At 67.4% G+C, this 13,460-nt stretch carries 9 protein-coding genes and 1 pseudogene; 5 read left to right on the top strand and 5 right to left on the bottom strand.

Annotation, left to right across the window (positions count from 1 at the left end):
- Positions 1-772 (bottom strand): transposase (locus tag FV242_RS02240; RefSeq protein WP_147937774.1); only part of this gene is annotated, 772 nt, incomplete at its 3' end.
- Between the two features lie 150 nt (positions 773-922).
- Here FV242_RS02240 and FV242_RS35325 point away from each other — a divergent pair.
- Positions 923-1,153: pseudogene (locus tag FV242_RS35325) on the top strand (transposase); the annotation flags it as partial.
- Positions 1,154-1,626: 473 nt separating this feature from the next.
- Here FV242_RS35325 and FV242_RS02230 read toward each other — a convergent pair.
- Both FV242_RS02230 and pucL read right to left on the bottom strand, forming a co-directional pair.
- The gene (locus FV242_RS02230) at positions 1,627-3,111 is read right to left on the bottom strand and encodes a PAS domain-containing methyl-accepting chemotaxis protein (RefSeq protein WP_147937772.1); all 1,485 of its coding nucleotides are present in this window, start codon (positions 3,109-3,111) and stop codon (positions 1,627-1,629) included.
- A 573-nt stretch (positions 3,112-3,684) separates the two neighbouring features.
- The gene (pucL, locus tag FV242_RS02225; protein ID WP_147908527.1) at positions 3,685-4,527 is read right to left on the bottom strand and encodes a factor-independent urate hydroxylase; all 843 of its coding nucleotides are present in this window, start codon (positions 4,525-4,527) and stop codon (positions 3,685-3,687) included.
- Between the two features lie 144 nt (positions 4,528-4,671).
- Between pucL and FV242_RS02220 the strand changes: the two genes are divergently transcribed.
- Genes FV242_RS02220 through FV242_RS02210 form a run of 3 tightly spaced genes read left to right on the top strand, consistent with a single transcriptional unit; the run spans position 4,672 to position 9,574 of the window.
- Positions 4,672-5,499 carry an FAD binding domain-containing protein gene (locus FV242_RS02220; RefSeq protein WP_147937771.1) on the top strand — a complete coding sequence of 276 codons (828 nt, stop codon included), beginning with the start codon at positions 4,672-4,674 and terminating at the stop codon, positions 5,497-5,499.
- Positions 5,496-8,228: a molybdopterin cofactor-binding domain-containing protein gene (locus FV242_RS02215; RefSeq protein WP_147937770.1), complete on the top strand. Its 2,733-nt coding sequence runs from the start codon at positions 5,496-5,498 to the stop codon at positions 8,226-8,228. The genes FV242_RS02220 and FV242_RS02215 overlap by 4 nt, the downstream gene beginning before the upstream one ends.
- Complete coding sequence (locus FV242_RS02210) at positions 8,228-9,574, top strand: NCS2 family permease (protein ID WP_147937769.1); 1,347 nt, start codon at positions 8,228-8,230, stop codon at positions 9,572-9,574. Before FV242_RS02215 ends, FV242_RS02210 begins: the two co-directional genes overlap by 1 nt.
- Before the next feature lie 231 nt (positions 9,575-9,805).
- Here FV242_RS02210 and FV242_RS02205 read toward each other — a convergent pair whose 3' ends face one another.
- Together FV242_RS02205 and FV242_RS02195 are read right to left on the bottom strand one after the other, a co-directional pair.
- Entirely contained in the window at positions 9,806-10,849 is a 1,044-nt protein-coding gene (locus FV242_RS02205) for an adenylate/guanylate cyclase domain-containing protein (protein WP_246692570.1), read from the bottom strand.
- 867 nt (positions 10,850-11,716) lie between these two features.
- Entirely contained in the window at positions 11,717-12,955 is a 1,239-nt protein-coding gene (locus tag FV242_RS02195) for a cytochrome P450 (protein ID WP_147937767.1), read from the bottom strand.
- A 249-nt stretch (positions 12,956-13,204) separates the two neighbouring features.
- Between FV242_RS02195 and FV242_RS02190 the strand changes: the two genes are divergently transcribed.
- A complete protein-coding gene (locus tag FV242_RS02190; protein WP_147937766.1) occupies positions 13,205-13,459 on the top strand; it encodes a hypothetical protein in 255 nt (84 codons plus the stop codon).
- Position 13,460 lies beyond the last annotated feature (1 nt).

Raw genomic sequence — 13,460 nt, 5'->3', positions numbered from 1 at the left:
CCGAGATCCACACCGCGGGCCGGTGGCCGTCCATCATCTTCCGCACCACGATGGCGCCCCGCGTCGGCGAGGCCGTGTGCACCACCGCGTCGGCCGCGTGGAACACCCAGTGGTAGGCGTTGCTGCCCTCGATCCGGACGCCCGTCTCGTCAGAGGCGACCACTGCGGCCCGGCGCAGGGCGGACACGGCGGCCTCGCGACCGGAGCGGAAGCGCCTTTGCGCGCGCTGAAGCAGGTTCATCAGCCCGCCCTGGCTGAGGGTGAGACCGAACAGGTTCGACAAGGCCGCCTGCAACCGCTCGTAGGACAGCGCCTGAAAGGTCTTGAGATACGTCGCCACCGCATGCAGCCGCGGGCCGAACGGCGTGCCACGCGCCGCCTCCGGCACCGGCGCGACCACCCGCGTCCCGCAGGTCGGGCACTGCACGACTAGTCGCCGATGGTGAGTGATGATCGGCGCCACCTCCGGCAACTCGATCCGCTCGGAGACACTCACGATCTCGGCAGGGAGGGCCCCGTGCAGGGCGCCACTGCAGCACAAGCAGCGGTCGGGACGATGCTCGACGACCGCGTCGGGATCGTCGCTGATCGCCCGGCTATGGCCTTCGTGCCCGGGCTTGGCCCCGCCGGGTTTGGATTGCTCCCGCCGCTCCTTGCGGTCAGTCGCTGGCGGCTTCGAGGAGGTGCGCGAGGTTTTATCCGGACGCTGCAGCCGCAGCACCAGTTCGATCAACTCCTCGCGGCTCAGCCGCTCAAGATCGGTACGAACCATCCCACGAGGGAATCAGCGAAACCCAACCCGCGCAAGGGGGTGGGTAATTACGTTTGAAAGCATTGCGTGGAACCGCTTTACGCCATCACGTCATCATGTCTGGGACGGTTTGGTCGGGGCGTCGTCGGTGCTCTGAATGGAGGTCTGAGGATGAGGCGGCTTGACCTGACGGTTGCGGAACGGGTGGTGATCGAACCGCTTCTGCCGATAAGCGTACGCGGTAAGGGGCGTGTGGACGACCGGGGAGAGATCAACGGGATCGTCTGGCGGCTGCGCACGGGCTCGGCCCGAGCCGACCTCCCGGCGCGCCACGGCCCGCACACGATCTGCGGCAACCGTTTCCACCGCTGGCGCAAGAGCGGGGCTTGGCATCGACGCCTAAGTCTAGCAATCCCGATACACGATCGCCCATACTTTTTCACCGTTGACGTCATAGAGGCGGCACACGCGGCGACGCTCCAAGCGGAGGTACAACGACAAGATCGTCAGACTCGAGTTTTCACCCGTTAGAGTGAAGAAGCAATCACGCGGCGACAATTTTGCCGTACATTAAGACGACTACAGTGATCAAGTTACGCTCCCATCCCAACTCGAGAAAGCGATGTTACATCGAGTGCACTTGAATCAACACCGTTGAATATCACAAGCTATTTTTCTGAATACAATGAAAAGAAATGCGTATCTGATTTTCCGAAGTCATAAGTTGAATGCGTACGCAGCATGATAAAACACTCACATCATCAGAAGTGAGCGTTTTACGTTAATCTCATTATCAGCGCCTTGGGTCGTCCATCCAACGGCGCACGCCGCGTGTCATCCCGATCCAATGCACCCGCGACCATGCCATCACCATCTCACCCCACCGCGCGCGAAGCCTCGCGCACTTGGCGGGTGGCGCGATCAACCTGCTCGCTGGCCTGGGCGATCGTGTCCATGCCGGCCGCGATGGTCGAGACCCCATGGGAGACCGTCTGCATGCTGCCGGACATCTCGCGTGTGACCGCGGATTGCTCCTCCACGGCCGCGGCGATGGTCGAGGAGACGTCGCTCAGGGTCCGGATCGTGCCCTGGATGGTGTCGATCGCGCCCACCGCTTCACGGGTGGCTGATTGGGCGGCAGCGATCTGACCGCGGATCTGGTCCGTGGCGCGACCCGTCTGTTCGGCGAGAGCCTTGACCTCGGAGGCGACCACCGCGAAGCCGCGGCCGGCCTCGCCGGCTCGCGCCGCCTCGATGGTCGCGTTGAGTGCGAGGAGGTTCGTCTGCGCGGCGATGCCGGCGATGAGCCCGACCACGTCGCCGATCTGCGTGGCCTGATCGCTCAAGCCGGCGACGATGCTACCGGTCTGCTGCGTCTGGGTCACGGCCTGGCCGGCCATCGACGCCGCATGGCTCACCTGCTGGCTAATCTCGCTGACCGAGATCGAAAGTTGCTCGGCGCCGGACGCCATGGCCTGGATATCGACGGATACGCGGCCGGCAGTGGCGGCCGCGGTACCGCTTTGCCGCGTGACGTCCTCGACGGCTCGGCCGATCGCGTCGAGGTCGGCACCGATCGCCTGCTGGGCCTCGGCGCGGCGCTGACGCTCTCGGACGTGCGCGGTGATGTCGGTGGCGAACTTGACGACCTTGACCGGTCGTCCACTCGCATCGTTGATCGGGTTGTAGGTCGCCTGGATCCAGACCTCGCGGCCGCCCTTGCCGATCCGGCGGTACTCGGCAGATTGGAACTCGCCGTCCGCCAGCGCTGCCCAGAAAGCGCGATAGGCCTCGCTCGACCGTTCCACGTCGGTGACGAACAGCCCGTGGTGGCGTCCGACGATCTCGTCGAGCCGGTACCCAACGGCGTCCAGGAAATTCTGGTTTGCGCTCAGGATCGTCCCATCGAGCGAGAAGGCGATCACCGCCTGCGACCGGTGAAGGGCGGCGATCTGGCCGTCGAGGTCGAGGGCGCGCAATTTCTGCGACGTGATGTCGGTGGCGAACTTGACGATCTTGGTCGGCCTGCCGGCACGATCGAGCACCGGGTTGTAGCTCGCCTGGATCCAGACCTCGCGGCCGCCCTTGGCGATACGCTTGTATTCCGCGGTCTGGTAGGTGCCGAGCCGCAGCTTATCCCAGAACAGGCGATAGGCCTCGCCCTCGCGCTCCGCGGGGTCGACGAACAGACCATGGTGGCGACCGCGGATCTCCGCGAGGGAGTAATCCATCACCGCCAGGAAATTCGCGTTGGCATCCAGAATGGTGCCGTCCAAGGCGAATTCGATCGTCGCGAGCGACCGGCTCAGGGCCGCCAGTTTGGCGTCCCGGTCGCGCGCGCCCACCAAGCGATTGAACATGATGTCCTCCGGAAGCTCTGACGGGATGCGCGGCGCGTTCGCGCCGGGCGTCGCGGTTTTTCTTCAGGCGGCTGTATCAAGAGCGTATTGACTGCAGGTTAAACGGTCGAACGCGAAATAAACGGCGCCTGCTCGGCGTGCATGCGGCGTCCAACTCAGAGTTTTTAGGGGCGCACGCAGGGGTTGCATGCGTAAATGTCACCGCTTGATCTATGATACGTCTCTCTGCCGAGCTCCGTCGATAGTTATACACTCGGTCGTAGTCGATCGGTACACCTGCCGCGCATCGGGCACGATCGCTTCGGCCACCCCGCGGTCATTCGGACCGCGATGCCCCTTCGTTGCCGAGACATCCCCAACGACGCGAAATATCGCGGATTCATCCGACCGGGCCGCGCATCTTCGGGCGCGCCCGGTCGGTCGGACCTGTCTGGCTCACGCGGTTCTGCAACGTCTCCGTGCATTGCACGCGTACCCGTCGCTCACTGCAGGGCCGTTACGATCGCGAGGATTTGAGAGGCGCGCATCGCTGGATCGGCCCAGCCGTTCCGAAACGAAGCAAAGGACGCCCGCTCAGCCGGTTCGGCCGATCGTGGCTTCGATCCGGCCGGAGGGCTCGTCCGTGGGAAGGAACACCGTTCCGGGATTGTCCAATCCGAACGGACTGAGATCGATCGGCACGTAGTGCTTGTTCGGCATCACGAAGGCGATCTCGGCCACCTCCGGAACCGCTTCGAGCGCAGCCTCGCCCATCCGATACATGCTGTCCTGCACGCCGCGGCTGTAACTCGTCCCGAACACCGTCAGCAGCGTCGAGAGGATCCGCGCGTTCGCGACCTCGTGATCCGCCGGAGCCGACGACCAGGTCCAGGTCGCATCCATGCTTGTGGCGGCGATACGGTCGGTGGCGTCCGGCAAGGTGCGGTAACCGTCTGCGACGAAGCCGGTCCAACCGGATTGCGTGGTCTTCATGAAGGTGTAGCCGCGCAAGCCCGACGACAGGATCGACCCGGACCGGTCGGCGTGGAGCCCGACGAAGCCGAAGCCGTTGCCGTCGCGGGTAAAGGTATGGCCGTGCGGTATTCCTGCGATGACATGGCGGAGCCAGCGAGTCTCCTCGGCCTCGATCGCCACAGCCTCGACCTGAGGGTAGGTCGCGAGCAGGACCTGCGCCACGGCAGCCACGAAGGCTTCCGCATTCAGGGACGGGTTCTTGACCGCCGTCACGTTGACGATGTTCTTCACGCTGTCCGTGGCGATGCAGGCCCGGTTGTCGCCCCGTGTCCAGGCGTCCTCGAATCGCCCGGTCAGGATCACGGACAGCGTCAGCTCCCGCGGCACATGGTGGTCGCCGGACCGGGTCAGCCGCAGGACACGGACCCGATCCTTGCCATACCGCGATGCTGTCAGAGCCATGATGATCTCCGAGAGGATGTTCGAAGCGTGAGCTTAGGACCGGAGGCGCCGTATCTCTACCGAGTCCCTTGACCGACTCGGCACATCGGCCGGCATATGGTGCGGTCGAGCGGCATCGGCGCGACCCACGGACATGGAGGGCGTGTGGACCTCAACACGATCGAGACCGTCCTCCGCCCGAACGCGCGCGCCGAGCTGCCGAATTGGCAGGATGGCGACGCCTGTCTGGCCGGTGGAACCTGGCTGTTCTCGGAGCCGCAGCCGACGACGCGGCGTCTCATCGACCTGACATCGCTCGGCTGGACGCCGCATACCGTTGGTTCCGACGGCGTGACGCTGGCGGCGACCTGCACCATCGCCCAGCTCGACCGGCTGGAACTTCCGGCGAACTGGATTGCGGCTCCCCTGGTCGGGCAATGCTGCCGGGCCCTGCTGGGGTCGTTCAAGATCTGGAACGTCGCGACGGTCGGCGGCAACCTGTGCATGGCGCTGCCCGCCGGGCCCATGACCGCGCTGGCCGCCGCTCTCGAGGCGACCTGCGTGGTCTGGGCGCCGGACGGTGGCGAGCATCGTCTGCCGGTCACGGAGTTCGTCCTCGGGCCGCAGCGGAATGCCCTGCAGCCGGGGGAGATCCTGCGCAACGTGATCATTCCGGCCGTGGCTCTGATGCGCCGGACCGCGTTCCGGCGCATCAGCCTGAGCCCGAACGGCCGTTCCGGGGCGCTGCTGATCGGAACCAGGGGATCCGACGGCGCCTTCGCGCTCACCGTCACCGCCTCGATCCGCCGACCCCTGCGCCTCACCTTCGCCGGCCTGCCGGATAGCCGGCAGCTTGCACGGGCGCTTGATGCCGCGATCCCGGACGACCTCTGGTACGACGACGTCCACGGCCGACCGGATTGGCGCGCGCACATGACCCGCCACCTCGCGGAGGAAATCCGCGACGCGCTGGCCGACGAGGCTGCGGCATGAGATTCACCGTCAACGGCCACGCGCATGCCGGCGAGCCGCGACCCGGCCAGTGCCTGCGCACCTACCTGCGCGAGTCCGGCTGGTACGGCGTCAGGAAGGGGTGTGACGCCGGCGATTGCGGCGCCTGCACGGTCCATCTCGATGGCGAGCCGGTGCATAGCTGCCTGGTCCCGGCCTTCCGCGCGGAGGACCGCAGCGTCACCACCATCGAGGGTCTAGCCGGTCCCTGCCGTCCCGGCGATTCAACGCCCGACGCGATCCATCCGGTGCAGGCCGCGTTCCTCGCGGCCCAAGGCTTCCAGTGCGGTTTCTGCACGTCGGGCATGATCATGACCGCCGCGACCCTGAACCAGGGGCAGAAGCAGGACCTTGGCACGGCCCTGAAAGGGAACCTGTGCCGCTGCACCGGATACCGTGCCATCCGGGATGCCATCGGCGGGATCGCCCATCGCGATGTCGCCGGGGAGGAGGACCCGATCGGCCGGAACCTGCCCGCCCCGGCTGCGCCCCTGGTGGTGACCGGGCAGGCGCGCTTCACCCTCGACGCGCCGCCGGAGGGCGCGCTGCACATAAAGGTACTCCGCTCGCCGCACGCCCATGCCCGCATCGTCGCGATCGACACCGCGGAAGCAAGCGCCGTCCCGGGGGTCGTCGTGGTGCTGACCCACGCGGATGCGCCGCAGCAGGCGTTCTCCACTGGCCGCCACGAAGACCCGCGCGACGACGCCGCCGACACGCGGGTCCTCGATTCGGTGATGCGGTTCGTCGGCCAGCGGGTCGCGGCGGTCGTGGCCGAAACCGAGGCCGCCGCGGAGGCCGGCTGCCGGGCTCTGCACGTTACCTACGAACTGCGACCGGCCCTCCTCGATCCCGCCCTGGCCCTCGCCGGGGATGCCCCGATCATCCACGATCCGGGGGACCGGCCCGGCGCCGACGCGCCTCCGTTGGCGCGCCATCCGAACCTGGCTGCGGAGGTGCATGGCCAGATCGGTGACGTGGATGCGGGCTTCGCCGAGGCCGATGTCGTCTATGCGGAGACGTTCCGATCACAACGGGTCCAGCACGTCGCCCTGGAGACGCACGGCACCGTCGGGTGGCGCGACCCCGATGGGCGCCTGACGCTGCGCACCAGCAGCCAGGTGCCATTCCTGACCCGCGACGCCCTATGCGACCTGTTCGGACTCGAACGGAACACGGTGCGGGTGCTGTGCGGCCGGGTCGGCGGCGGTTTCGGTGGCAAGCAGGAGATGCTGACCGAGGATCTGGTCACGCTCGCGATCCTGCGCACCGGCCGGCCAGTGGTTTGGGAGCTGACCCGCGAGGAGCAGTTCATCGCGACCACCACCCGCCACCCGATGCAGGTCGCCGTGAAGGTCGGCGCCCGCCGGGACGGGCGGCTCACGGCGATCAGCCTCGACGTGCTCTCCGATACCGGCGCCTACGGCAACCATGCCGGCGGCGTGATCCACCACGGCTGCAACGAGGTGCTGGCCGCCTATACCTGCCCGAACAAGCGGGTCGACGGCCGTGCCGTCTTCACCAACACGGTGCCGTCGGGCGCCTTCCGGGGCTACGGGCTGAGCCAGACGATCTTCGCCGTCGAATCGGCCCTCGACGAAGTCGCCCGCTTGCTCGGGATCGACCCGTTCGCGTTGCGCCGGATCAACGCCGTCCGTCCGGGCGACCCGATGGTGTCGAATAGCCTGGAGCCGCACGACGTGGTCTTCGGCAGCTACGGACTCGACCAATGCCTCGATCGTGCTGAGGAGGCACTGCGCGCCGATCCGGGGCCGGAACCCGAGCCCGGCTGGCGGGCCGGCACCGGCATGGCGATGGCCATGATCGACACGATCCCGCCCCGCGGCCACCATGCCGACGCGCGGGTGAGCCTGGACCCGGACGGCAGGTTCACCGTGCGGATCGGCACGGCCGAGTTCGGCAACGGCACCGCCACGGTCCATCGCCAGATCGCGGCCTCGGCCCTCTGCACTGCCCCCGACCGCGTCCGGATCGCGGGCGCCGATACCGACGCCGTCGACCACGACACCGGCGCCTACGGAAGCACCGGCACCGTGGTCGCCGGCTTCGCGGTGCTCCGCGCGGCTGAGGCGCTGGCGGTGATGATCCGGGCGCGCGCGGCCGAGATGTCCGGTACGGAGGTCGACGCATGCCGGCTGGACAGAGACGCCGTGGCGGTACCGGGCGGCTCCATCCCGCTCATGAGGATCGGGCCCCTCGAGGCTCGCGGCCGGGCCGATGGCAGCCCCCGTTCGGTGGCGTTCAACGTGCAAGCTTTCCGGGTGGCGGTCCACCCGATGAGCGGTGAAGTCCGCATTCTTCGGAGCGTCCACGCCGCCGACGCGGGCCGGGTGATCAATCCGATGCAATGTCGCGGGCAGGTCGAGGGCGGGATCGCGCAGGCGATCGGCGCTGCCCTGTACGAGGATTTCTCCATCGACGCCTGGGGCCGGGTCGCCACCCGGACGCTGCGCGACTACCACATCCCGGCCTGCGCCGACGTTCCGGATACGCAAGTGCTGTTCGCCGAGACCCACGACAGCGTCGGGCCGCTCGGCGCGAAGTCGATGAGCGAGTCGCCCTTCAATCCGGTTGCGGCGGCTCTCAGCAACGCGATCCGCGACGCCACCGGGGCCCGGCTCACCGCGACACCCTTCGCGCCCGACAGGATCTTCCGCGCCACGATGACCGGCTGCGGCGGGGAGGGGTGATGGACGGCGTGCGCAAGGTGGCGATCCCGGCGCCCGGGCGGCCCGGCTTCCTGGAGCGCCGGTTCCGGCTCGCAGAGCACGGGACCACCGTGCGTACGGAGCTGCTCGCCGGCCTGACCACCTTCCTGACGATGGCCTACATCGTGTTCATCAATCCCAGCATCCTGGCCGATGCCGGCATGCCCAAGGGCGCGGTGTTCGTGGCGACCTGCCTGGTCGCGGCGCTCGGCTCGCTGGTGATGGGCCTGTACGCCAACTACCCGATCGCCCTGGCGCCCGGGATGGGGCTCAACGCCTACTTCGCCTACGTGGTCGTGCTCGGCATGGGCTTCACCTGGCAGGCGGCGCTGGGCGCGGTGTTCATTTCCGGCCTCTGCTTCCTGGCCGTCACCCTGACGGGCCTCCGGGCGATCATCGTCGACGGCATCCCGCGCTCGATGCGGATCGCCCTCACGGTCGGGATCGGGTTGTTCCTGGCCGTCATCGCGCTCAAGAACGCCGGCATCGTGGCCGCCAGCCCGGCGACGTTCGTGACCCTCGGCGACCTGCACAAGCCGAGCACGATGCTGGCGGTGATCGGCTTTCTGATCGTCGCCGCGTTGTCGGCCCGGAAGGTGAGGGCGGCGCTCCTCACAAGCATCCTGACGGTCACGGTGCTGAGTTTCCTGGTCGCCGGCAACACGTTCCAGGGTGTCGTCTCGATGCCGCCCGCGATCGCCCCGACCCTGTTCGCGCTCGACCTCTCCGGCGCCGTGTCGGGCGGCCTGCTGCATGTCGTCCTGGTGCTGTTCCTGGTCGAGCTGTTCGATGCCACGGGCACCCTGATGGGAGTGGCGAGCCGTGCCGGATTGCTCACCAACGGCCGGATGCAACGCCTCGACCGCGCACTCCTGGCCGATTCCACCGCGATCTTCGTGGGCTCGCTCCTCGGCACGTCGAGCACCACCGCCTACCTGGAAAGCGCCTCCGGGGTGGCCGAGGGCGGACGCACCGGCCTGACCGCCGCCACCGTGGCCGTGCTGTTCCTGGCTTGCCTGTTCTTCGCCCCGCTGGCCGGCGCGGTCCCGCCCTACGCCACTGCGCCGGCCCTGTTCTACGTCGCCTGCCTGATGCTCCGTGAGTTGGTCGACCTCGCCTGGGACGATTCAACCGAGGTGATTCCCGCCTGCGTGACCGCGCTGCTCATGCCGTTCACCTACTCGATCGCCACGGGCGTCGCCTTCGGCTTCATCACCTACGCCGCGCTGAAGTTGCTCACCGGCCGCGCGCGCGAGGTGAAGCCGGTGGTGTGGGTGATCGCAGCGCTATTCCTGTTCAAGTTCTTTGAGACCGGCAGCGCGCATTGAAAACGTGCCGAGGAAAAAGACCGATCATAAGCGCGTGGCCGCCGACTAAACCGTCGCGAGATCGACGGTTTCGCTCATGCCTTCGAGATGGTGTCGTGAAAAGGCCCGGCTTCATCGACCCGGATTGCAACGCCGAAGTCGCAGTTTGGCCCCGGGAAAAGTTCGGCGGACCAGTCGCCCTCGTTTTGCTGACCGTGCCCCGCCTGCCGCCGACAGGGGGTGCCCTGCACATCACTGGCCGGATGGTGCTTCCGACCTCGGCATCGCCGAGTTTGTTCCGCGCGCCTTTGGAAAACACTCCGGGCGGATGGACAAACCGGTCCGCCGCCCGGTGTGAAGCGGAATCGCGAACAGGCGTAGGACGGTACAGGCTCCGCGCACGGGCCTGACGGCCATGAGCTGTCCCTCGCTGGACGTCGCCTCCTGCACCACAGCTTCTGATGCGAGGCAGCTGCAGGCGAGGGTGCGAGTCATCTGCTCCAGGCGACGCGCCACGTTGACGGTGTCGCCGACCGCGGTGAACTCGACGCGTTCCGCCCCGATGGCGCCGACGAAAACCGGACCGCGGTGCAGTCCGATGCCGATGCGGACCGGCGGCAGACCCGTCTGCTCCCGTTCGCGGCTCCACTCCGACATGGCAGCAGCAAGCGCGCGGGCCGCCGCGACGGCGCGATCGGCATCCTCGGGCGCTGCATCCTCGGGCGCTGCTTGCGGCACGCCGAACACGGCCATGACCTCGTCGCCGACAAACTTGTCGACAAGGCCGCCCGCCGCCTCGATCGCCCGCGCGGCGCGGACCCGAAAGTCGGCGAGGAACGCTGCGACATCCCCAGGCGGCATAGTTTCGCAGAGATCGGTAAAACCGCAGATGTCGGCAAACAGCACCGTTGCCTCCTGCTCCCAACCGGCGCGCAGAGCGTTGGAATCGGTCTCGGCAACCCATCGGGCGACTGCAGGGGCGGCCAAGCGTGCGAGGTTGTCCCGTTGCTGCATCACCGTGCGGGCTGCGGAGCGCAGGCGCTGAACGCGCAGCGCGAGACACGTGGCGGCAAGCCCGGCGACGCCGAGCGCGACGGGTTCAGGCGCGGTCGCGGACGCCAGCCCCAGAACCAGTGGTATCGGCGCCACGGCGAGGAGCGGACCGTCCCATGCTGCGGCGGCAGTCCAGCCTCGGCGGAGGCTCTCGGCCCACTCAGCCCCCCGCCGCGCGGGACCCAGCCGGGACAAGGTGTCCACCCTCACGGCGGAAGTTTCCGAAAGGAACATCGCCGGCATCAGCATCCCGAGCAGACGCGGCTGATGACGCGCTGTGCCCTGAGATGCTCACGCTCGACAGCGGGAGAACGCCAGTCCCGGCTCGTTCGGGACGAAAGGGGGACAGTGGTCGCGGCGAGGCTCGGCACGTCGGGCTGCGTGAAGCGCGGGGCCGGCTGCGATCGTACGGCGGTCGGGACCGCCAGGGGCAAGAGAAGGGCTGCAATCGCCGCGCCCGCCGTGATTCTGGTCCGATGAGCGATCATGGTTTCGTACTCCCGACAGTGAGGCATCAGGAGTGCGGCAGCTATCTTACGCCACGATTTCTTCGATCTGAATACTTATGACAGTGGAAATACGTAAAAACAGTTCCCGTCGCACGTACGCGCCGTAATCGATTTCGATTGTATTCGATTAGCATGTGCAAACACGCATGACCGCACCCAGTCCGGTGGGTCAGGTGCGGTCGGACGCACCGTTGGAACGTCAGCCCGTCCCGCGGCAGCTCTCTGCGAGATCCAGTGTTCGATCCGGCGGCTCCGCGCACTCGGCCGCCGTCGTCCGTGATCACGGGCAGATTGTCGGGCTCACCGGCGCCGACGGTTCAAGCGGGATGCGTCAGGACAAGTCGAGCCCGACAGGACCACAACGTTGTGGCCACCGTCGACCAACAGGCGGGCGATACGCGAAATCGGATTGGAACGCCCCGCGGCTGGCTTCGCGCGAAGAAAAACCTTCGTCGGGCGCCCTTTGCGCGCCGGGAAGACGGCTGCCGTGCTGTCGCGACGGCAACCAGGAGCGAGGCCGAGGGCGGTCTGTCGGGGCGCAGCTGCGGAACGCGATCGACGCGGTTGCGCCTACCGTGGACGGCGGAGGCGGTAGGCCGCGCTAGGCGGCAACCCTCAGCGCATCGATGCGGCGGATACCGCTGTGGCCCTGAAGGACCGGCATCGCCCCGGTCATACGCAAGCGTGGGGCTAGGCGCGTCAGGGCGCCCAGGCCCTCTTCCAGTTCGATCCGCGCCAGGGCCTCGCCGATGCACCGGTGTGCGCCACCGCCGAAGACCGGATGCAGGCGTGGTAGGTCGGTGCGCCGGGTGTCGAACGTGTCGGGATGTGCGTAGACAGCCTCGTCCCGCAACGCCGACAGCGTCGAGAGCAGGATCAGGCTTCCGGCCGGCACGACATACCCGTCGAGGCGGATCTCCTCTCGGGCGACCCGCCCGGCGGACCCGACGCTCGGCTCGTAGCGCAAGGATTCCGCCACCGCGGCGGGGATCAGGCTGGGATCTCCGCGCACCGCCGCCCATTGCTCCGGATGTTGCAGCAGCAGCGCCACCTGCATGGCGCCGGCGACACGGGTCGTATCAGTGCCGCCGATGATCATCTGCACGAGTTGAACGATCACCTCCTCGGGGGTGAGTTCACCCGCCGCCTCGGCTTCCGCGAGGAAACGCGTCAGGAAATCGTCCCGGGGCGCCGACCGGCGCGCCTCGAGAAGGGCCTGCACATAATCGTGAAGCGCGACCGCGGCCGCCTCGAGTTCCGGGATGTCTTCAGGTCCGAAGGTAAAGCTCAGCACCCGTGAGACTTCATAGGCGAGATGCGTGAAATGGGGGATGTCTTCACGCGGCAGGCCGAGGATTTCGGCGATGGTTTGGGCCGGGATCAGGGCGGAGTAACGCGCGACAAGGTCGATGTCCTCCTCCGGCATCCAGTCCTGGACGAGGCTCTCCGCGGCAGCGCGGATCCGCGAGCGCAGACCTTCGATGATCCGGGCCGCGAAGGTGCGGGTGAAGGGCGAGCGGCGCCAGCGATGCACCGCCCCGTTGGCGTTGAGCATACCGTGCGCGAAGATGTCGAACAGCGGGCCCTCCGGAATCCCGCGCGCCTTGGGATAGAGCGTCTCCGTCGCCTGGACGCGAGGGTCGCGCATCAGCAGATCGACATCGCGGGCGCGGAGCACGAGGAAGCCGGCGACCTCGTGACCGACGACGGGCAGCCGGGGTCGCCAGGTGCGGAACACCCCGTGCGGATCGGCTTCCAACTCCGCCACCGTCAGCGTCGGAATGCCGATGGACGGCTCGGGGATGCCAGCGTCGAGCAGACTGTCTTCGGTACCGTTCATCCTGGGGGCCTCACTGCTGAACTGCGCGAGAACCGTCGGAGGCCCGAGCTACCGGATGATTTCGGAGGCTCGTCCGATGGTTACGATCATAACATTCCGCGCCGCGGCCTGTGAGAAAGGACGCGCGAATGGCTCCGGTGTGCGCAGGAGCACGTCCAGTGCAGCGTGTTTCGTGCGTCAGAGACTCGGAAATCACGCCGTAACTTAGCCCTTCGAAAAAGCTGTCGCTTGGCAGAAGGAGAAGTCTTCATGGTTGCAGGGCTGGCGAATAGCGACGACGTCTTCGAGGCGTTGCTCAGACGAACGATCACGGACTCTGTGATCGGCGGCAAGGAACACAGGGTCTCGGGTTCTGAAGACCTCATTGCTCGCCTACGGCATTATGAGCGACGGGCGCTCCAGGAGCAGCTGAGCACGCAGACACTCCAGGTCATTTCTTCGGCGCGGCGCCTTCTCGGCGACCGGTCGGAGATGGGCCGGTACCGTGACGTTGGTGCGCCCTGAC

Source organism: Methylobacterium sp. WL64 (genome assembly GCF_008039945.1).
GTDB lineage: Bacteria > Pseudomonadota > Alphaproteobacteria > Rhizobiales > Beijerinckiaceae > Methylobacterium.
Note: the sequence above shows the minus strand (reverse complement) of the source record. Positions and strands in the feature narration are given on the sequence as shown.

Excerpts from the sequence above, each read along its gene's own strand:
- FV242_RS02205 (WP_246692570.1), bottom strand. The coding sequence starts at position 10,849 with ATGCCGGCGATGTTCCTTTCGGAAACTTCCGCCGTGAGGGTGGACACC.
- FV242_RS02190 (WP_147937766.1), top strand. The coding sequence starts at position 13,205 with ATGGTTGCAGGGCTGGCGAATAGCGACGACGTCTTCGAGGCGTTGCTC.
- pucL (WP_147908527.1), bottom strand. The coding sequence starts at position 4,527 with ATGGCTCTGACAGCATCGCGGTATGGCAAGGATCGGGTCCGTGTCCTG.
- FV242_RS02215 (WP_147937770.1), top strand. The coding sequence starts at position 5,496 with ATGAGATTCACCGTCAACGGCCACGCGCATGCCGGCGAGCCGCGACCC.
- FV242_RS02210 (WP_147937769.1), top strand. The coding sequence starts at position 8,228 with ATGGACGGCGTGCGCAAGGTGGCGATCCCGGCGCCCGGGCGGCCCGGC.
- FV242_RS02230 (WP_147937772.1), bottom strand. The coding sequence starts at position 3,111 with ATGTTCAATCGCTTGGTGGGCGCGCGCGACCGGGACGCCAAACTGGCG.
- FV242_RS02195 (WP_147937767.1), bottom strand. The coding sequence starts at position 12,955 with ATGAACGGTACCGAAGACAGTCTGCTCGACGCTGGCATCCCCGAGCCG.